Raw genomic sequence first — 20,959 nt, 5'->3', positions numbered from 1 at the left:
GTGGGATTATGAAGCTAGGTGTTGTCATTTTATTGAGTTCTGTTGTCGCTGGTTGCAGCTTTTTTGGACCACAACCTGTTATTCAGGAATCTTTTTTTGTGCCTGTGATTCGCTCAGATGTATCGACTTCAGGATACACTCCAACCGTAACGCCTATGTCTCAAAGAAAGGAAACACCTCGTATTTATACCCCAGTTTTACGTTAAAGTAAGGCTTGAGTATATTGTTCGGCATTAAATCCTAAATACACGTCATTGTTTTTGATAATAAGTGGGCGTTTAATCACTGAAGGCTGTTCAAGCATAAGTGCAACCGCATTGCTTTCATTCATATTCTCTTTCACGTCATCAGTCAGCTTACGCCAAGTTGTGCCACGTTTATTAATGACGGCTTCCCAACCCAGTCTCGCGACCCACGTGGCAGCTAGTTCTGCATTCACGCCTTCTTTTTTATAATCATGGAATTGATATTCCACTTGGTGCTCATCAAGCCAGCGAAAAGCTTTTTTCATCGTGTCGCAATTTTTAATACCGTAAATAGTCAGCATGACGGACTCCCATAAGGTTAAAGATAAAAAGATGGCGCTTTAACGTTACATTAAAGCGCCACGATTTGACTTATTAAAGACTAGTTATGTGCATGCAATGCTTCGTTCAAAGCAATGGCCGTCTTATTGGTTTTGCATTCAATTGCGCCGGTTTCAGAATTACGACGGAACAATAGATCTGATTGACCAGACAAGTCGCGGGCTTTAACGGTAGAGACAACTTGGTTGTCTTCATCCAGTACGGTTACTTTAGAGCCTGCAGTGATGTACAAGCCAGATTCAACTGTACAGCGATCGCCTAGACCAATGCCAATACCTGCGTTCGCACCAATCAAACATTGCTCACCAACACCAATGACAATGTTACCGCCACCAGATAGAGTTCCCATAGTTGAACAGCCGCCGCCCAAGTCAGAGCCATTACCAACAACAACGCCTGCTGAAATACGACCTTCAACCATGCTAGTGCCAAGTGTACCGGCATTGAAGTTAACAAAACCTTCGTGCATTACTGTGGTGCCTTCACCTAAATGAGCGCCAAGACGGATGCGTGCTGCATCGCCAACACGAATACCAGCTGGTACAACAAAGTTAAGCATTTTAGGGAATTTATCTACGCTAAAGACTTCAATGGTACGACCTTCCATACGAGCGCTTAGTTGGCGGTCAGCAAGTTCGCGAACATCAATAGGGCCTTCGCTGGTCCAAGCAGTGTTAATCAATAGACCGAACATACCATCCAGTACAGTGCTGTGTGGTTTAACTAGGCGATGCGAGATAAGTTGCAGTTTCAAGTAAACTTCAGCTGGATTGCTTGGGGCTTCATCAGTTGCCAAGACACATAGAATAACAGGCTGAGTAGAGGCTTTCAGGCGAGAAGCCAATTCAGCTTGTTCAATGTTACCGGCTTTTAGTAGGTTCATGTGAAGGCGGTTTAGATCGCTTTCATCTAGAACGAGTGTGCTGTTACCGCCTTCATAATTTGTGCTTTCTACTAACGCGTCAAGCGTGGTCTTTTCAGCGCCTAAGCAAGGTGCTGAATAAAAGACTTCAAGCCAGTCGCCTTCTTTGTTTTGAGTGCCGATACCAAGACCGAATGCAAAAATTGAGTTACTCATGTATTTATCTCCAACTGAGTTGTATAGCTAAGGGGTTATCTGCGACTGAGGAAGGCGTTTATTCTGTGTGCCGCCTCAGTGCATTCTGATTCTTCGGCAACCAATGCCATGCGAACATGTTGGCAGCCAGGATTGTGTCCGTCTACTTCACGACCAAGGTAACTGCCAGGCAATACCAAAACGGCTTCTTCTTGGTATAACGCAGTGCAGAATTCCTCGTCAGACATGGTCAGTTGTGGCCATAAATAGAAGCCCGCTTCGGGCTTGCTGACCTGCATGACGGGTTCGAGTATGTCTAACACAGCGTCAAATTTACGGGTATAAATTTGACGGTTTTCGATCACGTGCTGTTCATCATTCCAAGCGGCAATAGAGGCCATTTGATGATGGATTGGCATGGCGCAGCCTTGATAGGTGCGATACAGCAGGAAAGGCTTAAGTATGTCGGCATCTCCAGCGACAAATCCCGATCTTAGACCTGGTAGATTAGAGCGTTTGGAAAGTGATTGGAAAATCAGACAATGCTTATAGTCTAAGTGGCCTAGTTGCTGACAAGCTTCTAATAAGCCTAGAGGCGCTGCTTCGCCGAAGTAAATTTCTGAGTAGCATTCGTCTGCGACGATTGTGAAATTAAACTGTTTGGCCTTTTCAATAAGAAAGGCGTATTCCTCTAGGGTTGTAATGGTGCCGCTTGGGTTGTTTGGTGAGCAGACAAATAAAATCTCACAACGTTTCCAAACCTCATCGGTTACCGCTTGGTAATCGATTTTATATTGGTTGCTGGCATCGCATGGCAAGAAATGGCGATCAGCACCCGCCAGAATCGCGGCACCTTCATAAATTTGGTAAAAAGGGTTAGGACTAATCACCAGTGGAGAGGTTTTTTCTCCGACCAATGTTTGGGTAATGGCGAACAGGGCTTCACGTGTGCCAGTGACAGGCAACACTTGAGTATCGGGGTTTAGATCGTCCAATTGGAAGCGAGCTTTGGTCCAGTTGCTGATGGCTTGGCGTAATGCTGCCTCACCTTTGGTGCTCGGGTATTTGCTCACGCCATTAAGATTATTGGCCAGTGCTTCCATCGCCACTTGAGGTGCCTGATGTTGTGGTTCACCAATGGTTAGTTTGATCAGCGTCTTATCTGGGTTGGGCTGTATGTCTTCTAAGAGCTCAGCTAACTTCTGAAATGGGTAAGGGTGTAAGGAGTCAATAAATGGGTTCATGTTTTCTTTAATCCGTCGCTTGCGAAAAGCGGTCAATTTTTTCTTTTAATAGGTTACAAATGGAGTCCATACGCTGCGGATCACTGATCAGCTCACCTTGGTCATCGGTGATGTAAAATGTGTCTTCTACGCGTTCGCCCAGCGTCGCAATCTTGGCTTTGTGCAGCATGATGTTATGGTTCATAAAGAATTGGCCGATTAGGGCTAATAGCCCAGGACGATCAGGGGCTGTCACCTCTAAAGCGGACCATACTTCTTCTGGTTGGCTGACAAAATGCGCAGTTGAAGGGGAATTGAAAATCTTCAAAATCCTTGGTGTATGGCGTTGTACGACACTGCCATAGGAAGAAGGGTTTTCCAGTTGCTCCATCAAGGTGTCTTTTATCAAGTCGATACGTTGTTTATCAAGGTATAGGTTCTTGTCCGCTTCGTTACTGTCCATAACCACAAAGCTGTCTAAGGTGTAATTGTCGCTGGTGTGGCTAATTTTTGCGTCCAGAATGGTTAGGCCCAATTGTTCAAAAATGGCTGCTGTGACCGCAAATAGATGTTCACTGATGGGGGTGTAAATAAAAATTTTGCTGGCCCCTGAGAAGTTTCTTCCTCCCAATGGCGTAATAGCAATCAGAGGTTTATCGCTCGGTCTGTGGCGTATAATGGCTTCGGTGTTCCAAGCAATTTCATCCCCATTTGAGCGAATGAAGTATTCCTCTTCGATGGTGTCCCAAATGGCTTCTGCTTCCGCAATGTCGACATTACGTTCAATGATGAATTCAAGGGCTCTTTGTTTGTGTTCATCACTGATGGTTTCGGCATCAATTGGTGAGTCAAGACCGCGACGTAGGGCGCGCTTGGTTTCCAAATAGAGTTGGCGCATCAATGATGCACGCCAGCTGTTCCACATGGTTGGATTGGTGGCGTTAATATCGGCTACCGTCAAGATGAAGAGGTAGTCTAGGTGCTCTTGATCTTTGACATAGCTGGCAAATTCCCAAATAACTTCGGGATCAGATATGTCTTTACGTTGTGCGGTTACCGACATAAACAAGTGATTGCGAACCAACCAGATGACCAGTTCCGTATCGCGTTTCGATAAACCATGTCGTTCACAGAAAAGTTGCGCATCAACGCAGCCCAACTCAGAGTGATCACCACCACGGCCTTTGGCAATGTCGTGATACAAACCGGCAATGTAGAGTAACTCTACTTTAGGAACGTGGCGGATCGCCTGTGCAGAGATAGGGAACTTTTGTTTAAATTCAGCTAACCACAAGCGGCGCAAATTTTCGATCAGTTGTAGAGTGTGCGCATCGACCGTATATATGTGGAACAAGTCATGCTGCATCTGACCAATAATGGCACCGAATTCTGGCAAGTAGCGGCCCAAAAGTCCCAGATGCTTCATCGAACGTAGTATGCTAGTAAGTCGATAGCGGCTGGCAATAATGTCTAAAAACAGGTCCGTGTTGACTTTGTTGTTGCGAAAGTCATCGTCTATCAAATCCAAACTGTCGCGTAATTGGCGCATGGTGTTGGCGCGAATGCCACGAATGTTTTCATACTCGCCTAGCAGTACATAGAGTTCCAGCATGCAAGATGGGTTGTCTTGAAATAAACGGCTAGACCGAGCTTCTAACTGACCATTGGCAATTTGAAAGTGATCATTAATGACTTCAATATTGTCTTTCTCATCACTGCTTAAAAAAGATTCTTCAAAGTGCTGCAATAGGAGATCGTTTAATTGCTGAATGGCCGCGACACTTTGATAATAGCCCTGCATAAAACGTTCAACGTTGCGTTTTAAATCATCATCATCGAAACCGAAGAGTTTTGCTAAGGTGCGTTGATGATCAAATAGCAGGCGATCTTCTTTGCGCCCGGCGATCATGTGCAGTGCCCAGCGAATACGCCACAAGTGACTGACAGCGCCTTTGATCTGAATGTATTCGTCTTCTGACAGGAATTCTTTGTCAATTAATGCGCTGAGTCTATGAGTGTGAAGGTGACGTTTGGCAACCCAGTCAATGACTTGCATATCACGTAAACCGCCAGGACACTCTTTCAAATTGGGTTCTAGGTTGTAGGCCGTATTTTGATATTTGCCGTGGCGCTGTTTCTGCTCTTGTAGTTTGGCTTCATAAAACGAGCGACCATCCCACATTTTGTCGGTATCAATGTTTACTAGCAGTTTGCTCAATAAACTTTCTGGACCGCTCAGCGTTCGCGATTCGATCAGGTTGGTAATGATGGTGATGTCTTGCTTGGCGATATCTGTGCATTCATCCAGACTGCGTACGCTGTGGCCTATGTCTAAATTGATGTCCCACAAAAAAGTGATAAAAGCCTCAAGCTTGTCTTTTGGTGCCGAGGTTTCGTTCTCTATCAGAATCAACAGGTCAATGTCTGATTTCGGGTGCAGTTCACTGCGTCCATACCCACCAACGGCAACTAAGCTTACGTGCTTTTCAATATCTAGCCCTTTGGCTTTCCAAGCGGCTTGTAATACCTCATCAAAAAAAGCGGAAAGGCCTTTGACCAGCTTCTCAATTGGATAGAGAGAGTGAAATAGATCATTATAGGCGTTGGTTTTTTCTTCAATAATGGCTTTGTAGCGAGGAATCGAACAATCCGCTTGGGAAAGCTCGTGTTTTTCTTCATTTGAAAGAAGTGGCGGAGCGTCTGGAAAAGCAGGGAAGTCCATACAAAAGCCTCGAAGAATGGATAGGGTTGATCTGAGTGTTTAGTTAACTGAAACTGCGCTTCTATGCGAAGCGCGTTTCCTCTGGGCGGCGAGTTAGAACTTCTACTCCATCCGCTGTGACAAGCAGTGTGTGCTCATATTGAGCTGACAAACGGCCGTCTTTTGTTTTCGCAATCCAGTTGTCAGGACCGGAATGCTTAACCTGTTTCTTGCCAGCATTAATCATTGGCTCTATGGTCAAAGTCATGCCTTCTTCTAGTGCAACACCTGTGCCAGCTTTACCGTAGTGAGCCACTTGTGGTTCACCGTGGAAGGTGGTGCCGACGCCATGACCGCAATACTCTTCAACCACTGAGTAATGATTTTTGTGAGCATGAGCGGCAATGGCTGCGCCAATATCCCCCAGTTGTACGCCCGGTTTAACCATGTCGATGGCTAAATACAGACATTCTTGAGTTACTTTGGCGAGGCGTTCAGCGTGCGGTGCAACGGGGCCAACAAAAAACATCTTGCTGGTGTCACCGTAATAACCATCTTTGATGATGGTGATGTCGATATTGACCACATCGCCTTTTTTCAAAGCTTTATCGTTTGGAATGCCATGACAAATTACATCGTTTACCGATGTGCAGCAAGATTTTGGGAAGCCGTGATAATTCAGCGGTGCCGGAATCGCGCCTTGTTGTTCAACAATGTAGTTGTGGGCGATGATATCAAGCTGTTCGGTGCTCACGCCTGGCACAACGAATTCTTCTAGCATCACTAGAACGTCTGCAGCCAGTTTTCCAGCGGTTCGCATGCCTTCAATGTCACTGATGTCGGTGAAGCGAGTCGCCGCAGGGCGAGGTGTCGCTTTAGGAACGTCAAGGCGGCCATTTTGAGTGAGTTGTTCAACTTTTTGTAGAATTTCGTTGCTCATAGTCTATCGATCTTAAAGAGTTTTCATTTAGTTGTGGGGTATTCTACATGAGTTGAGCGGCAGAATCGCCTCTCTAAATGAAAAAACATTGCTTGGTTTAATGGCTAAAATGCGCTTTTTGTCTTTTGATTTACTCTTGTTTATGGTATAAAACGCCGGCTTAACGGGCTTATGTCCACAAGTTAAGTGATTACTTAAAACTAACGATCTTGCCGCAATAAATGAAAGTGTCTGGGGTGTCTTAGGTTGCCTTAAACCTTGTTTGACTGATGCTTTTGGCTGGTAAGCACAATTTAACCCAAATAAAGGATAGTAAAATGCCTACAGTTTCTATGCGCGACCTTCTACAGGTTGGTTCACACTTTGGTCACCAAACTCGTTACTGGAACCCAAAAATGAAGCCTTTCATTTTCGGTGCTCGTAACAAGATTCATATCATCAACCTTGAACACACTGTTCCTGCTATTAACGAAGCTCTAGAGCTAGTTAAAAAAATGGCTGAGAACAAAAACAAGGTTTTGTTTGTTGGTACAAAGCGTGCAGCATCTAAAACAATCAAAGAGCAAGCAGCTCGTGCAAGCATGCCATACGTTAACCATCGTTGGTTAGGTGGTATGTTGACGAACTACAAAACCATCCGTGCTTCAATCAAGCGCCTTCGTGAGCTTGAGTCTCAGATGACTGATGGTACGTTCGAAAAATTGACTAAGAAAGAAGCTTTGATGCGTACTCGTGAGCTTGAAAAACTTGAGCTTTCAATGGGTGGTATTAAAGACATGGGTGGTCTACCAGACGTATTGTTTGTTATCGACGTTGATCACGAGCGTATCGCGATCAAAGAAGCGAACAAGCTAGGTATCCCTGTTATCGGTATCGTTGATACTAACAGTAACCCAGATGGCGTTGACTACATCATTCCAGCTAACGACGATGCGATTCGTGCGGTTCAGCTTTATGTTTCAGCGTTTGCTGATGCGGTACTTGAAGGCCGTTCTGCAACGGCTGGCAGTGCTGATGAATTCGTTGAAGTAAACGAAGCTACTGAAGCGTAAGCAAACTTTCGAGTTTGTTCTGGTTTCTAAAGGGAGGACGAGTGACTCGCCTCCTTTTTTAAATTTGAATTGGTAAAAGAGGATTTAACATGGCCGCAGTATCTGCAGCATTAGTAAAAGAGCTACGTGAACGTACTGGCCTTGGCATGATGGAGTGTAAAAAAGCACTTGTCGCTGCTAACGGTGATATCGAAGTGGCTATCGAAGAGCTTCGCAAATCTAGTGGTATGAAAGCTGCTAAGAAAGCGGGCCGTACTGCAGCGGAAGGAACGATCGTTATGCGTGTTGCTGACGATGCTTCTTACGGTGTGTTGGTTGAAGTAAACTCTGAAACTGACTTCGCTTCACGTGATGAAGGTTTTGTTGCGTTTGCTAATAAAGTTGCTGACGTCGTTTTTACAACGAAAGAAACCAACATGGAAACCTTGTTGGCTGGCGAAATTGGTCAGGCTCGTGAGGCTTTGGTTCAAAAAATTGGTGAAAACATCACACCTCGTCGTGCGGTTATCGTTGAAGGTGGTCTAATTGGTGGTTACCTACACGGTAACGGTCAAATCGCTGTATTGACTCAACTAGAAAACGGTTCTGACGAGCTAGCAAAAGACGTTTCTATGCATGTTGCGGCGGTAGCGCCTCGCGTTGTTAAAGGCGAAGACATGCCTGCAGACGTTCTGGCTAAAGAAGAAGAAATTATTCGTGCGCAGCCAGACATGGCTGGTAAGCCAGCAGAAATCGTTGATAAGATGATTGTTGGTCGTATGAAGAAGTTCTTGGCTGAAAACAGCCTTGTTGAACAGCCTTTCGTTAAGAACCCAGAAATTAAAGTGGGTCAACTTGTGAAAGACGCTGGCGCTTCTGTTACTTCTTTTGTTCGCCTTGAAGTAGGTGAAGGTATTGAAGTAGAAGAAGTTGACTTCGCTGCAGAGGTTGCTGCACAGCTTAAAGGTTAATTCCAAGTTGTGTAATGTTTTTAAAAGGGGCAGCTTGACTGCCCCTTTTTATGAAAGCTGGATGCAAAAGAGTCGTTTTATTTGATTCAATTGCTCTAAAGATGAAATCCCTTGCCGGAGGTGGGTATGCCAAAAGAAAAGAATCCAAATTACAAACGTATTTTGCTTAAGTTGAGTGGCGAAGCCTTGATGGGTGATGAGTCTTTCGGTATTGATCCTAAAGTATTGAACCGTATTGCGCTGGAAATTGGTCAATTACGCGGCATTGGGGTTGAGGTCGGGATTGTTATTGGTGGCGGTAACCTATTTCGTGGTCAAGCCTTGAGTCAGGCTGGCATGGACCGTGTGACAGGTGATCACATGGGGATGTTGGCAACGGTAATGAATGCCTTGGCCATGCGTGATGCGCTAGAAAGAGCGAACATTGCAACGCGTGTTATGTCGGCCATTACCATGACAGGTATTGTTGAGCCTTACGATAGACGTCGTGCGATGCGTTTAATGAAAGAAGGTGATGTATTGATCTTCTCAGCAGGCACGGGTAACCCTTTCTTTACAACGGACTCTGCTGCTTGTTTGCGCGGTATTGAGATTGACGCCGATGTTGTATTGAAAGCGACAAAAGTAGATGGCGTTTACTCGGCGGATCCGATGAAAGATCCTGATGCCGTTAAATATGATAAATTGGGTTACGATGAGGTATTAGAGAAGCAATTAGGCGTGATGGATTTAACCGCTATTTGTTTGACTCGTGACCATTCTATGCCATTAAGAGTATTTAATATGAACAAGCCAGGCGCCCTGATCAATATCATGGTTGGTGGCAATGAAGGCACACTGATTGAGTGAGGAAGTTATGATTAACGAAATTTTAAAAGACGCAGAAGAACGTATGAGTAAAGCGGTATCTTCTGTTGAATCCGCGTTTAAAAAAATCCGTACCGGGCGTGCTCACCCAAGCTTGTTAGATTCGATCAAAGTGAACTATTACGGTTCTGATACTCCTTTAAGTCAAGTGGCCAATATTACGGTTGAGGATGCTCGTACCTTAGGTGTTTCTCCTTGGGAAAGTAACCTTGTTCCAGAGATCGAAAAAGCCATCATGAAATCAGATCTTGGCTTGAATCCGGCAACAAACGGAAGTCTTATTCGTATTCCAATGCCGGCTTTGACGGAAGAAACCCGTAAAAATTATTTCAAACAAGCCAAGTCCGAAGCGGAAAATGGTCGTATCGCCATCCGTAATATTCGTCGTGATGCAAACGCGAATCTGAAAGATTTGGTGAAAGAGAAAGAAATCTCTGAAGACGAAGATCGTCGTGGCCAAGATCAAGTTCAGAAGCTAACAGATAAGTTTGTCGCTCAGGTAGAAGAACGCCTTGCGGCGAAAGAAAAAGACTTGATGGAAATTTAATGAGAGAAGCGAGCTTAGCTCGCTTTTTTTATTGGCTAGGATATATGTATGTCTGAATTGGTTGACGGCAGCACTGAGTCTGCAGTCGGCCCGGCTCATATTGCCATTATCATGGATGGTAATAATCGCTGGGCGAAGAAAAAACATCTCCCAAGCATTGCTGGTCATACGGCAGGTGCGGCAGCAGTACGTCGTACGGTTGAAGCGGCTGCTCGATCTGGGGTAAAGGTGTTGACCTTGTTCGCATTTTCCAGTGAAAACTGGAAGCGCCCACAGGTGGAAGTGGATGGTTTGATGGGGCTCTTTATGCGCTCCCTGAAAAAAGAACTAAAACGTCTCAAGGCTCATAAAATTCGACTGCGAGTAATGGGGGACGTATCAGGCTTTAGTGACAGTTTACAGGCGCAAATTCGCGCCACTGAACACGCTACTAAAGATAATGATCAGATGACGCTAGTCATCGCCGCGAACTATGGTGGTCGTTGGGACATCGCGCAAGCGGCCAAATTGTTAGCCGAAGAAGTGGCATCAGGTCAGTTATCTCCTGAAGATATTACAGCGGAAAAATTGGCGTCACGAATTCAGTTGGCAGATTTGCCTGAACCGGATTTGTTAATCCGAACGTCTGGCGAAGAGCGTATTAGTAACTTTATGTTGTGGCAATCAGCGTACTCAGAGTTTGTCTTTTTACCGGTTTTATGGCCGGACTTTGATCAATCTGATTTTGATGAAGCCATTGGTATTTATCAAAATCGTCAGCGTCGCTATGGTGGGCGATAATCATGCTACTTCCTCGTGTTCTCAGTGCCATAGTAATGGCTTTTTTGTTTATCTATGCGGTCTTTTTTTTAGATGCGTTCGCTTTCTCCGTTTCTATGGCGGGTATTGTTGTGCTGGCGGCTTGGGAGTGGGCACGTTTATCTGGCGTTAAAGGGCAAGTGGGTCGTGTTGGTTTTGCGGCTCTGGTCGCTTTGCTTTGTTATGCGTCATCTGTCTATCAGTTACTTACCCTTAGTTTGTACATTAGCCCTATTTTATGGTGTCTTGCTTTATATTGGGTGATTCGCTACCCAACGCCTTTAGTTTGGCAGCATACTTATGCTCGGCTGGTATTTGGGGTATTGGTGATGGTGTCGACTTGGGCGGCCTTGGTGGTTTTAAAACAATCCACTGATTTTGTGGTCTGGGTACTGTTGCTGATGGGGCTGATTTGGGGCGCTGACTCAGGTGCTTATTTTGCCGGTCGTGCATTTGGTAAGCGTAAATTGGCCAGATTCGTTAGCCCTGGTAAATCGTGGGAAGGGGTGATTGGTGGCATTATCCTAACGCAACTGGGTGTTGCTCTGTTCTGCCAATGGCAAGGTTTTAGCGCACCTGAATGGCTTCTATTGGCCTTAGTTGCTTTGTTGACCACCGCAGTCTCGGTGCTGGGGGACTTGACGGAGAGTTTGTTCAAACGCCATGAGTCGTTAAAAGACTCTAGCCATTTGATTCCTGGTCACGGTGGTGTGATGGATCGTGTCGATAGTTTGACAGCCGCAGCACCAGTATATGTTTTGTTTTTATTGTTAAGTGGATGGCTTTAGATGCAAGGTATTTGTCTGTTAGGCGCAACGGGCTCAATTGGGCAAAGTACGCTGGACATTATCGCTCAGCATCCAGATAAGTTTTCTCTTGTCAGTGCTTCTGCCAATACTAGCGTGGCCAAAATGGCGGATATTTGTCGCCAGTTCCGGCCTCAGCGGGTTGTAATGGGTACTCAGGCTGCTCGAGATGAGTTAGCCGTGTTGTGTGCGGATCTTGATATTTCCTTTGAATGGGGAGAGTCGTCTTTAGAAAGCATTGCTGCGGACAGCGCGGTTGATCAAGTAATGGCGGCGATTATGGGGTTTGCTGGCTTAAAGCCAACCTTATCTGGGATTCGCGCGGGCAAACGTATTCTATTGGCAAACAAAGAGTCCTTAGTGACAGCTGGCAAGTTGTTTATGGATGAAGTGGCCAATCACAATGTGTGTTTGTTGCCGATTGACAGTGAACACAATGCAATCTATCAAAGCTTGCCTCAGCGTTCAACTGGAGCGCACAAGCAAGACGTAGATAAAATCATTTTAACCGCATCTGGTGGTCCATTTCGCACTTGGTCATTAGATGAAATGGCTAACGTCACCCCTGCGCAAGCTTGTAAACATCCTAATTGGTCGATGGGACAAAAGATTTCCATTGATTCTGCGTCGCTAATGAACAAAGGGTTGGAACTCATCGAAGCCTGTTGGTTATTTGATGTCACCCCTGAGGATGTTGATGTGGTGGTTCACCCTGAAAGTATTATTCATTCTATGGTGTCGTATCGCGACGGGTCGGTCATTTCTCAAATGGGCAACCCTGACATGAAAATCCCCATTGCTTATGGCATGACTTGGCCCAATCGAATTGAAACCAATGTCCCTGTATTGAATCTTACCGAAATTGCCCGGTTAAATTTTGAATCACCAGACCGACAGCGCTTCCCTAATCTACAGCTAGCAGCCGATGCTTGGTATTTGGGCGGAACGGCAATGGCAACACTGAACGCGGCGAATGAAATCGCGGTAGCGGCCTTTCTGCAGGGACGAATTGGTTTCCTAGACATAGCGCGTGTCAATCATAGCGTATTGCATCAAGCAGAAGTAATCCCTGTGAATGACCTTGAAGTGGTCTTTGCCGCGGACGCTCATGCCCGCCAACTCGCTGAAGCCTGTATTGCTCAGGAGGCATTTTAATGCTGCAAAACATTTTTTCGATTGTTATTGCTTTAGGTGTACTGATTACCTTTCATGAGTTTGGTCATTATTATGTGGCGCGTCGTTGTGGTGTGAAAGTGCTGCGTTTTTCGGTGGGTTTTGGCAAACCTATTTACCGTTATGTAAGTAAGAAAACCGGCACTGAATTTACTTTGGCGATGATTCCCCTTGGTGGTTATGTGCGCATGCTGGATGAGCGTGAAGGCAATGTACCAGCAGCTCTTAAGCATCAAGCTTTTACTCAGAAAAATGTCTGGCAGCGTATTGCTATTGTGGCGGCTGGGCCTCTGGCGAATTTTATTTTGGCGGTGGTGATTTATGGTCTCGTTGCTTTGCTGGGCATTCAGAGCTTGGCGCCAAAAGTTGGTCATATTGCTGAAGGGAGTTTGGCTTCTCAGACACAGATGCGAGAGGGCGATGAGCTGGTTGAAGTGGCTGGGGAAGCGGTTTCTTCTTGGGAAGAGGTGAATTTAACGCTGGCGGGCTTGATTGGGCAAACAAGAACTATTATCGTTCGCTATCGTGTTGAAGGGTTAAGCAGTATTCAGCAGGATCCGGTTAGTTTGAATCGATGGTTAGTTGGTGAGGAACCGAATAACCTCATTCAATCTTTTGGTTTGTTACCATGGCAACCGACCGTCGTGCCTGTTATTGCTCAGGTGGTTGAAGGTGGTGCGGCACAGGCTAGTGGCTTTGAAGCTGGCGATACCATCGAATCAATCAATGATGAGGCCATGTCGAGCTGGCAGCAGGTTGTAAAGAAAGTGCAAACCAGCCCAAGTAAACGTCTGACAGTAGTAGTATTAAGGCAAGGACAAAGTAAAACCCTCTTTTTAACGCCGGCGGCTGCGGACCGCAATGGTAAAGTGATGGGTTATGCTGGCTTGGCCGTAGTACCACCCAAATGGGATGAGAGTTTAATTCGAGAGCGTCATTACGGTATGTTTGAAGCCATAGGTTATGGCTTTCAACAAACAGCAAAGATGGTTTCTTTGACGGTCTCCTCCATTGGGAAAATGCTACAAGGGTTAATTTCACTGGATAATTTATCCGGACCGATCACCATTGCGAAGGTAGCCAGTGCTTCTGCTGATTCCGGTCTGCAGTCATTCTTGAAGTTTATGGCTTACTTAAGTGTGAGTCTTGGTGTGTTGAATTTGTTACCCATCCCTATGTTGGATGGTGGGCATTTGTTGTTTTTTAGTATTGAGGCCATTCGTCGTAAACCCGTTTCTGAGAAGGTTCAGGGGGTGGCGTATCGTATTGGGGCTTCTTTGTTGTTTGCTCTGATGGCCGTTGCCATTTTTAATGATATTGCCCGCTTGTAGAGAGGTATATGTGAGAGTCGTTCTAGCTGTATTGTTGGCTTTAATCAGTGTGCAAAGTATTGCAAAAACGGTTGAGGATGTCCGAATTGATGGTTTAGTTCAAATGCCATCAGCCAGAGCATTTGATTTGATCGGTTTTAATGAAAATCAGTCTTATGACTCAGGGAAGGTTTATCAGGCTATCAGTGCGTTATTTGATACCGGATTTTTTAGTGACATTGATGTCTACGAAGAAAACGATGTGCTCGTTTTTAAACTTGTTGAACGTCCTTCTATTGGCAACCTCACAATCGAAGGCAATGAACTGGTTAAAACAGAAGATTTGGAGCGCGGCCTCAAACTATCAGGGTTAGAAATTGGTGAAATTTACAAGCCAGAAACGCTGAATCAGATTGCACAAGAATTACAGCGACAATATTATGCTTTGGGTCGTTACAGTGCCAAAGTTGATATTTCTGTTGAAGATATGCCACGTAACCGCACAGGCATTAAGATTAATATTGACGAAGGTGATACAGCGAAGATTGTTCACATTAATATTGTTGGTAATAACCGTTTTGACGAAGAAACGTTAACGAAAGATTTTGAGTCTCGCGAAACCGGTTATTGGAATCCCTTCAGCTCTGCCGATGAATACGCTAAAGCTAAGATTCAAGGTGATATTAATACCTTAAAAAGCTTCTATCTTGATAATGGTTACTTAGATTTCCAAGTGGTCTCCAGTCAAGTTAGTTTGTCGTCTGATAAACGTGATGTTTACATTGTGATAAACGTTGACGAAGGTCAGCCGTATTATCTGAATGACGTGACATTGAGTGGTAGCTTGCCGATTGCAGAAGACAGAGTTTGGAAACAAATAACGCAGAAAAAAGGTGATCTTTTTTCTCGTAGCCAAGTGACGAAAATTATCGAAGGCATTTCAACAGAACTTGGCGATGATGGATACTTGTTTGCCAATGTGAATGTGATTCCTGAAAAATTAGATGATCACACGGTGAGTTTGAGTTATCAAATTACACCAGGGCCTCAAGTTTATGTTCGTCGTATTACCTTTAGCGGTAACAGTGAAACTCAGGATGAAGTATTACGCCGTGAAATGACGCAATTCGAGGGGGCATTGGCGACACACTCTAAAATTCAATCATCCAAGCGTCGTATTGAGCGTTTGGGGTTCTTTGGTAGTGTGGATCTACGTACTCGTCCTGTTGCTGGTACGACAGATCAAGTTGATATCGATGTGGTCGTAGAAGAGCAAGCCTCAGGTAGTATTCAAGCCAGCATTGGTTATTCACAAGAAGACGGTACAGTACTGGGTTTTGGTATTTCTAAACGCAACTTTTTAGGAACGGGTAATAAGTTATCCTTCAATGCTTCGCGTACTGATTCCACTCAGGATTACTCGATTAACTATGATAACCCTTACTTTACTGTAGATGGTGTTAGTCGTGGTTTTCAGGTTTTCTATCAAACCAGTGATCATGCTGACGATGATGTTGAGGATTATGATCTAGACGAAATCGGTGTGGGGGTTAGTTATGGTTACCCAATTTCCGATACGCAACGTTTAACTTTTGGTATGACGGTAAAAGAAAGTACGGTTCAGTTGGGTTACGACCCATCTAATGAAACCGAAAATTATGTCGACACTTATGGTGATAATTATGATGATGTTATTGCTAGTCTAACTTGGTCGGACAACGACTTGATCGGTGGGGTATTGCCAACCAATGGCTATTCTACCAAAGCAACGTTAGAAGTTGCTCTACCTGTGGGTGATCAGCAATATGCAAAAGTAGGTCTGACATCACAGAAGTACTGGAATTTAAGTGGTTCGGATTTGTGGTTGTTCCGTCTGAAAGGTCGTCTTGGTTACGGAGCAGGTTATGGAGACAGCGATTCCTTGCCTTTCTTTGAAAACTACTATGCAGGTGGAGCCTACTCCGTACGTGGTTTTGGTGCTTCTTCATTAGGGCCGCAAAACTCATACGATGATGAAGACGCTAGTACGTCAGCATTAGGTGGTAATATTCTAATGACCGGAACCGCGGAACTGATTTTTCCGCTTCCTATGGTGGAGGATCATAAGTCTGTTCGTACGTCGATTTTCTTAGATGCTGGTAATGTCTTTACGGATAATTGTTTGTCTACTAATAGCGATTGTAATGAAGGGGTAGATTTGGATGAAATTCGTTTCAGTCTAGGCATTAGTTGGACATGGATTACACCGATTGCCCCACTGTCGTTTAACTTTGCAAGACCATTAAATGCGCAAGACGGTGACAGTACCGACGTTTTCCAATTCCAGTTGGGAACAACTTTTTAAGTTAATCTGAGTAAAAGCATAAGAGGATTTGTAATGAAAAGAATGATATTGGCGCTTTGTACATTGATGTTGATGAGCAATGCACACGCCACAGAGATGGCCGTGGTCGACTTTAGAGCTGCGCTTTTACAAAGTAATATTGGCCAAGAAGCGGCCAAAGAGCCAAAACAAAAAGTAGCGCAGATGGAAACGCGTTTACAGCAAGAGCAGACAGCGTTAAAAGAGGCGGATGAACAGCTCAAACGAGAAGAACTGACCTTAGCGCCAGAAGAGTTTAATAAACGCCGCAGTGATTTAGTGAAGCGACAAAATGGCATTCGTCAAATGGCAGCACAAATGCAGCAACAAGCCAAATTATTAGAACAAAAACTGATTGAAGACCTTACTCCTAAAGGTGAAGCCGCTCTAAAATCCATTATTGATGAACGTAAACTAGACTTAGTATTAAATAGACAGCTAAGCTTATATGCTAATAGTGAATCGGATATCACCAACGAATTGGTGGAACGCATTAATAAGGACAATTAATTTATGAATTATACGCTAGGGCAATTGGCTGAAAAAGTCGGGGGCGTCGTTAAAGGCGACAGTAACCTCGTTATTGATCGATTAGGGACGTTGGAAAAAAGCACAAAAAACGCATTAAGTTTTTTAGCGAACCCTAAGTATCAAAGCCAGCTTGCACAGACCAAGGCGGGTGCTGTCCTAGTAAAAACTGAAGAGCTTGCGGTTGATCTTGATCATGCCATTATTGTTGCTAATCCATATCTTGCTTTTGCACAACTGACGCACTTATTTGTACCACTGAAAGAATCTTGGCTGAGTGTACATCCTTCTGCGGTTGTGGCGGACGATGTTCAACTGGGTAACAATGTCGTGATTGGCCCTAACGCGGTGATCGATTGCGGCGTCATCATTGGTGATGATTGTGTGATTGGAGCGAATACAGTCGTCAGTCGTGGCTGCTCGTTAGGGCGGGCGACACGTTTATACCCCAACGTGACTTTTTATCATGATGTGTCTGTCGGGGCGGATTGTATCTTCCACAGTGGTTGTATAGTGGGAGCTGACGGCTTTGGTTTTGCTCCAAATAATGGTGAATGGGAAAAAATAGATCAGCTTGGCGGTGTTGTTATCGGCGATCGAGTAGAGATAGGTTCAAGTACTACAATTGATCGCGGTGCAATCGAAAACACGCAAATTGGTCATGGCGTTAAAATAGATAATCAAGTTCAAATTGCTCATAACGTCGTAATTGGCGATAATACCGCCATTGCTGCTTGTGCAGCGATAGCAGGAAGCGCAAGGATAGGTGCTTTTTGTACAATTTCTGGTTGCGTAGGGATTGCGGGTCATATCACAATCACAGATCATGTTCATATTACAGCGATGAGTATGGTCAGTAAATCGATTCCAGAAGCGGGCTCTTATTCCTCCGGAATGGGTTTAGAACCAACGCCTAAGTGGCGTCGTTCTGTCGCACGTTTTAGACGAATTGATAATATGGCGAAGCAAATTACAACACTGGAACAGAAAATTAATAAGCTTTCAGAAAAGGTTGATGTTTAATGATGGACGTAAATGAAATTCGTCAGTATTTACCTCATAGGTATCCGTTTTTACTAGTTGATCGTGTTGTTGAGTTAAATCTGAACGATTCCATCGTAGCGTATAAAAATGTAACAGTGAACGAACCATTCTTTAATGGTCATTTTCCCGATCACCCAGTGATGCCTGGTGTCTTGATTATTGAAGCGATGGCGCAAGCAGCCGGTGTTCTTGGTTTTAAAACAATGGATAAGACACCTGAGGATGGCTCTATTTATTATTTTGTTGGGTCAGATAATGCTAGATTTAAACGTCCTGTTGTACCAGGTGACCGTCTACAGTTAGAAGCAAAGATCATCGCGGAAAAGCGTGGTATCTGGAAGTTTGAGTGTAAAGCAACGGTAGATGGCCAGCTTGCTTGTTCTGCAACCATCATGTGTGCTGATAGGAAGTTATAGTGGCGATACATCCAACTGCTTTAGTCGATCCGAGTGCTGAACTTGACCCAAGTGTTGAAGTTGGGCCGTTTTCTGTGATCGGACCGAATGTTAAAATTGGAGCTGGTAGTGTTATTAAATCTCATGTGGTGATTAATGGTCATACTGAGATTGGTGAGAATAATGAAATCTATCAGTTTGCTTCCGTTGGAGAAGCAAACCAAGACAAAAAGTACAAGGGTGAGCCAACGCGTTTGGTGATTGGTGACAGTAATGTTATCCGAGAGAATGCCACTATTCATCGCGGTACCGTGCAAGATCAAGGTATTACTATCATAGGCAGCGGTAATTTGTTTATGGCCAGTACGCATATCGGTCACGATTGTGTTGTGGGTGATAATAATATTATGGCGAACTATGCCGCTTTAGCTGGGCATGTGACGTTAGGTGATAATGTCATTTTGGGTGGCTATACAGGGATTCATCAGTTTTGCCAGGTGAATTCTTATAGTATGTGTGGCATGGGGTCCATGGTCTCAAAAGACGTACCAAGGTTTATCATGGTATCCGGTAATCCAGCCAAAGCACATGGTATGAACTTCGAAGGGATGCGTCGGCGAGGCACTCCGAAAGAGGTTATACGAGCACTGAAAAATGCGTATAAAAGTGTTTACTTGAAAGGGTTAACACTGGAGTCTGTACTAAGTGAATTGGAACAGAGTTCAGACTATTCCATTCCTGAGGTGGCAAAGTTTGTCATATCGATTCGAGCGTCTGAGCGCGGGATAATTCGATAACTTCCCCAAGAAAAAGAAAACCCCGGAACGCTTCGGGGTTTTTTTGTTATTAGAGGTTGTGTTAATGAAAGTGACGTCGACAGCACGTTACGTGTTGGTTGCCGGAGAAGCATCTGGTGATATTTTAGGGGCGAATTTAATCAAGCATTTAAAAGCGTTACAGCCCAACGCAGTGTTTGAAGGGATTGGTGGACCTCTGATGGAAGCAGAAGGTTTAACCAGCATAGTGCCAATGGACAGATTGTCTGTGATGGGGCTGGTGGAAGTACTTGGTCGTTTGAAAGAATTACTGGCTATTCGTAAACGTCTTTATCAATCCTGTTTGGCGAATCCTCCTACCGCCTTTATTGGTATTGATTCCCCAGACTTTAATTTACCACTGGCCAGAAAGCTAAAACAAGCTGGCATTCCGACAGTGCATTATGTGAGTCCGTCTGTTTGGGCATGGCGTCAAAAGCGCATTTTTAAGATTAAAAAATCGGTTGATTTAATGTTGGCCTTGTTCCCCTTTGAGCTGCCTATTTATCATCAACATAATATACCTGTGGTGTGTGTCGGTCATACGTTAGCGGATGATATTCCCTTGGAAAGTGACCCGCAGCAAGCCCGTGAAACGCTAAATTTGGGCCCAATTACAGGGCCAGTGTTTGCTATTTTACCTGGCTCGCGAGAAGGCGAAGTGGCTCGACTTGCTTCCTTGTTTGCTGAGACCATTAAATTGATTAAACAACAGGAACCTCAGGCGACGTTTCTGATGCCTGCGGCGAATCAGGCTAGACGCGAACAAATTGAAACGATTCTACAAGAAGTGAATGTGCAAGCGGTGATTACAGATGGGCAATCACGTACTGTGATGGCGGCTGCGGATGCTATTTTATTGGCGTCAGGTACGGCGGCGTTGGAAGCGATGTTGGTCAAACGACCTATGGTCGTGGCGTATAAAGTGAATCGTTTAACCTTTGCGATCATGAAACGTATGATTAAAGTGCCTTATGTGTCTTTGCCAAACTTGCTGGCAAATGAAACCTTGGTGCCTGAGTTATTACAAGACGAGGCAGTACCGGAGAGTTTGGCCACACGTTTGGTGCAAACTTGGCAGTCCTTTAGACAAGATAAGAAAATACAGCAAAAGTATCTGGATTTGCATCAGATGCTTCGAAAAAATGCCGGAGAGCAAGGCGCAAAAGCGATTATCAATATGTTGGCGGATAAGGAAGTCTAATGGAGCCCTTCATAAGCGAGTTGTATTCGGGGACCTTGTTGGCTGGCGTGGATGAAGCGGGCAGAGGGCCGTTGGCTGGTGAGGTCGTGGCGGCGGCAGTGATTCTAGATCCACAACAGCCTATTGCCGGTCTTGCTGACTCCAAAAAATTGTCTGAAAAAAAACGTGAAGCATTGTTTGATGAAATTCAAGCAAAAGCCCTGTGCTATGCCATTGCCAGTGCTAGTATTGAAGAAATTGATCAATTAAATATTTTACACGCTAGCATGTTAGCCATGTCCAGAGCCGTGGCAATGTTATCGCCAATGGCGGAGCATTGTTTAATTGATGGTAATCGTCTGCCGCCTAATTTGCCTTGTCCTGCTGAAGCCGTCGTGAAAGGGGATGCTCGACATGCGGCCATTTCAGCAGCGTCTATTTTGGCGAAAGTGACTCGTGACAGAGACATAGTAAAAGCGGCTGATTTGTATCCAGAGTATGGTTTAGAAAAGCACAAAGGTTACCCGACAGCGCAGCATTTAGAAGCCATTCGACAATTCGGTGTGACTCCTTTGCACAGACGCAGTTTCGCACCCGTTAAAAAGATTCTAGAGGGATAAG

The 20,959-nt window shown here is 44.7% G+C and carries 21 protein-coding genes; 16 read left to right on the top strand and 5 right to left on the bottom strand.

What is annotated here, in order from left to right; translation table 11 throughout:
* Positions 1–8 precede the first annotated feature (8 nt).
* Positions 9–206: a hypothetical protein gene (locus ACHUFM_RS15075; RefSeq protein ID WP_394183197.1), complete on the top strand. Its 198-nt coding sequence runs from the start codon at positions 9–11 to the stop codon at positions 204–206.
* Here the strand turns inward: ACHUFM_RS15075 and ACHUFM_RS15070 are convergent.
* The 5 genes from ACHUFM_RS15070 to map all read right to left on the bottom strand — a co-directional run bounded on the left by ACHUFM_RS15070 (position 203) and on the right by map (position 6,508).
* Positions 203–547 (bottom strand): ArsC family reductase, encoded by a 345-nt coding sequence (locus ACHUFM_RS15070; RefSeq protein ID WP_394183195.1) that lies wholly within the window; start codon positions 545–547, stop codon positions 203–205. The two genes, ACHUFM_RS15075 and ACHUFM_RS15070, sit on opposite strands and share 4 nt — an antisense overlap.
* Positions 548–627: 80 nt before the next feature.
* On the bottom strand, positions 628–1,665 hold the full coding sequence (gene dapD / locus ACHUFM_RS15065) for a 2,3,4,5-tetrahydropyridine-2,6-dicarboxylate N-succinyltransferase (RefSeq protein WP_113873654.1): 1,038 nt from the start codon (positions 1,663–1,665) through the stop codon (positions 628–630).
* Between the two features lie 35 nt (positions 1,666–1,700).
* Positions 1,701–2,888, bottom strand: coding sequence for a succinyldiaminopimelate transaminase (gene dapC, locus ACHUFM_RS15060; RefSeq protein WP_394183193.1), 1,188 nt, complete (start codon positions 2,886–2,888; stop codon positions 1,701–1,703).
* Between the two features lie 7 nt (positions 2,889–2,895).
* The gene (gene glnD / locus ACHUFM_RS15055; RefSeq protein WP_394183191.1) at positions 2,896–5,589 is read right to left on the bottom strand and encodes a [protein-PII] uridylyltransferase; all 2,694 of its coding nucleotides are present in this window, start codon (positions 5,587–5,589) and stop codon (positions 2,896–2,898) included.
* Between the two features lie 61 nt (positions 5,590–5,650).
* Positions 5,651–6,508, bottom strand: a complete 858-nt coding sequence (gene map / locus ACHUFM_RS15050; RefSeq protein WP_181799793.1) for a type I methionyl aminopeptidase — start codon at positions 6,506–6,508, stop codon at positions 5,651–5,653.
* Positions 6,509–6,825: 317 nt separating this feature from the next.
* Here map and rpsB point away from each other — a divergent pair, with 317 nt between their 5' ends.
* From rpsB to rnhB, 15 genes are all read left to right on the top strand, one after another.
* Positions 6,826–7,560 (top strand): 30S ribosomal protein S2, encoded by a 735-nt coding sequence (gene rpsB / locus ACHUFM_RS15045; RefSeq protein WP_063333904.1) that lies wholly within the window; start codon positions 6,826–6,828, stop codon positions 7,558–7,560.
* Positions 7,561–7,649: 89 nt separating this feature from the next.
* Positions 7,650–8,510: a translation elongation factor Ts gene (tsf, locus tag ACHUFM_RS15040; protein ID WP_394183189.1), complete on the top strand. Its 861-nt coding sequence runs from the start codon at positions 7,650–7,652 to the stop codon at positions 8,508–8,510.
* 126 nt (positions 8,511–8,636) lie between these two features.
* Positions 8,637–9,359, top strand: a complete 723-nt coding sequence (gene pyrH, locus ACHUFM_RS15035; protein WP_013797131.1) for a UMP kinase — start codon at positions 8,637–8,639, stop codon at positions 9,357–9,359.
* Positions 9,360–9,366: 7 nt separating this feature from the next.
* A complete protein-coding gene (frr, locus tag ACHUFM_RS15030; protein WP_113873731.1) occupies positions 9,367–9,924 on the top strand; it encodes a ribosome recycling factor in 558 nt (185 codons plus the stop codon).
* 48 nt (positions 9,925–9,972) lie between these two features.
* Positions 9,973–10,704 (top strand): polyprenyl diphosphate synthase, encoded by a 732-nt coding sequence (gene uppS / locus ACHUFM_RS15025; protein WP_394183186.1) that lies wholly within the window; start codon positions 9,973–9,975, stop codon positions 10,702–10,704.
* A gap of 2 nt (positions 10,705–10,706) precedes the next feature.
* Positions 10,707–11,510, top strand: coding sequence for a phosphatidate cytidylyltransferase (locus tag ACHUFM_RS15020; protein WP_394183184.1), 804 nt, complete (start codon positions 10,707–10,709; stop codon positions 11,508–11,510).
* On the top strand, positions 11,511–12,683 hold the full coding sequence (ispC, locus tag ACHUFM_RS15015) for a 1-deoxy-D-xylulose-5-phosphate reductoisomerase (protein ID WP_394183182.1): 1,173 nt from the start codon (positions 11,511–11,513) through the stop codon (positions 12,681–12,683).
* Entirely contained in the window at positions 12,683–14,032 is a 1,350-nt protein-coding gene (rseP, locus tag ACHUFM_RS15010; protein ID WP_394183181.1) for an RIP metalloprotease RseP, read from the top strand. Before ispC ends, rseP begins: the two co-directional genes overlap by 1 nt.
* A complete protein-coding gene (bamA, locus tag ACHUFM_RS15005; protein ID WP_394183179.1) occupies positions 14,013–16,355 on the top strand; it encodes an outer membrane protein assembly factor BamA in 2,343 nt (780 codons plus the stop codon). Before rseP ends, bamA begins: the two co-directional genes overlap by 20 nt.
* Positions 16,356–16,388: 33 nt before the next feature.
* Positions 16,389–16,883 carry an OmpH/Skp family outer membrane protein gene (locus ACHUFM_RS15000; protein ID WP_394183177.1) on the top strand — a complete coding sequence of 165 codons (495 nt, stop codon included), beginning with the start codon at positions 16,389–16,391 and terminating at the stop codon, positions 16,881–16,883.
* Between the two features lie 3 nt (positions 16,884–16,886).
* Positions 16,887–17,924: a UDP-3-O-(3-hydroxymyristoyl)glucosamine N-acyltransferase gene (gene lpxD / locus ACHUFM_RS14995; protein ID WP_394183175.1), complete on the top strand. Its 1,038-nt coding sequence runs from the start codon at positions 16,887–16,889 to the stop codon at positions 17,922–17,924.
* A complete protein-coding gene (fabZ, locus tag ACHUFM_RS14990) occupies positions 17,924–18,361 on the top strand; it encodes a 3-hydroxyacyl-ACP dehydratase FabZ (protein ID WP_013797122.1) in 438 nt (145 codons plus the stop codon). Before lpxD ends, fabZ begins: the two co-directional genes overlap by 1 nt.
* On the top strand, positions 18,361–19,137 hold the full coding sequence (lpxA, locus tag ACHUFM_RS14985; protein WP_394183173.1) for an acyl-ACP--UDP-N-acetylglucosamine O-acyltransferase: 777 nt from the start codon (positions 18,361–18,363) through the stop codon (positions 19,135–19,137). The genes fabZ and lpxA overlap by 1 nt, the downstream gene beginning before the upstream one ends.
* Positions 19,138–19,201: 64 nt before the next feature.
* A complete protein-coding gene (gene lpxB, locus ACHUFM_RS14980; protein WP_394183171.1) occupies positions 19,202–20,359 on the top strand; it encodes a lipid-A-disaccharide synthase in 1,158 nt (385 codons plus the stop codon).
* Complete coding sequence (gene rnhB / locus ACHUFM_RS14975; RefSeq protein WP_394183170.1) at positions 20,359–20,958, top strand: ribonuclease HII; 600 nt, start codon at positions 20,359–20,361, stop codon at positions 20,956–20,958. The genes lpxB and rnhB overlap by 1 nt, the downstream gene beginning before the upstream one ends.
* The last annotated feature ends 1 nt before the right edge of the window (position 20,959 follow it).

Origin of the sequence: Marinomonas posidonica (assembly GCF_043643765.1) — a bacterium.
GTDB lineage: Bacteria > Pseudomonadota > Gammaproteobacteria > Pseudomonadales > Marinomonadaceae > Marinomonas > Marinomonas posidonica_A.
This window is presented reverse-complemented; position numbering and strand designations above follow the sequence as displayed.

What these genes read in the sequence shown, in the direction of transcription:
- ACHUFM_RS15075 (WP_394183197.1), top strand. Translation starts at nt 9, where the DNA reads ATGAAGCTAGGTGTTGTCATTTTATTGAGTTCTGTTGTCGCTGGTTGC.
- ACHUFM_RS15070 (WP_394183195.1), bottom strand. Translation starts at nt 547, where the DNA reads ATGCTGACTATTTACGGTATTAAAAATTGCGACACGATGAAAAAAGCT.
- dapD (WP_113873654.1), bottom strand. Translation starts at nt 1,665, where the DNA reads ATGAGTAACTCAATTTTTGCATTCGGTCTTGGTATCGGCACTCAAAAC.
- dapC (WP_394183193.1), bottom strand. Translation starts at nt 2,888, where the DNA reads ATGAACCCATTTATTGACTCCTTACACCCTTACCCATTTCAGAAGTTA.
- glnD (WP_394183191.1), bottom strand. Translation starts at nt 5,589, where the DNA reads ATGGACTTCCCTGCTTTTCCAGACGCTCCGCCACTTCTTTCAAATGAA.
- map (WP_181799793.1), bottom strand. Translation starts at nt 6,508, where the DNA reads ATGAGCAACGAAATTCTACAAAAAGTTGAACAACTCACTCAAAATGGC.
- rpsB (WP_063333904.1), top strand. Translation starts at nt 6,826, where the DNA reads ATGCCTACAGTTTCTATGCGCGACCTTCTACAGGTTGGTTCACACTTT.
- tsf (WP_394183189.1), top strand. Translation starts at nt 7,650, where the DNA reads ATGGCCGCAGTATCTGCAGCATTAGTAAAAGAGCTACGTGAACGTACT.
- pyrH (WP_013797131.1), top strand. Translation starts at nt 8,637, where the DNA reads ATGCCAAAAGAAAAGAATCCAAATTACAAACGTATTTTGCTTAAGTTG.
- frr (WP_113873731.1), top strand. Translation starts at nt 9,367, where the DNA reads ATGATTAACGAAATTTTAAAAGACGCAGAAGAACGTATGAGTAAAGCG.
- uppS (WP_394183186.1), top strand. Translation starts at nt 9,973, where the DNA reads ATGTCTGAATTGGTTGACGGCAGCACTGAGTCTGCAGTCGGCCCGGCT.
- ACHUFM_RS15020 (WP_394183184.1), top strand. Translation starts at nt 10,707, where the DNA reads ATGCTACTTCCTCGTGTTCTCAGTGCCATAGTAATGGCTTTTTTGTTT.
- ispC (WP_394183182.1), top strand. Translation starts at nt 11,511, where the DNA reads ATGCAAGGTATTTGTCTGTTAGGCGCAACGGGCTCAATTGGGCAAAGT.
- rseP (WP_394183181.1), top strand. Translation starts at nt 12,683, where the DNA reads ATGCTGCAAAACATTTTTTCGATTGTTATTGCTTTAGGTGTACTGATT.
- bamA (WP_394183179.1), top strand. Translation starts at nt 14,013, where the DNA reads ATGATATTGCCCGCTTGTAGAGAGGTATATGTGAGAGTCGTTCTAGCT.
- ACHUFM_RS15000 (WP_394183177.1), top strand. Translation starts at nt 16,389, where the DNA reads ATGAAAAGAATGATATTGGCGCTTTGTACATTGATGTTGATGAGCAAT.
- lpxD (WP_394183175.1), top strand. Translation starts at nt 16,887, where the DNA reads ATGAATTATACGCTAGGGCAATTGGCTGAAAAAGTCGGGGGCGTCGTT.
- fabZ (WP_013797122.1), top strand. Translation starts at nt 17,924, where the DNA reads ATGATGGACGTAAATGAAATTCGTCAGTATTTACCTCATAGGTATCCG.
- lpxB (WP_394183171.1), top strand. Translation starts at nt 19,202, where the DNA reads ATGAAAGTGACGTCGACAGCACGTTACGTGTTGGTTGCCGGAGAAGCA.
- rnhB (WP_394183170.1), top strand. Translation starts at nt 20,359, where the DNA reads ATGGAGCCCTTCATAAGCGAGTTGTATTCGGGGACCTTGTTGGCTGGC.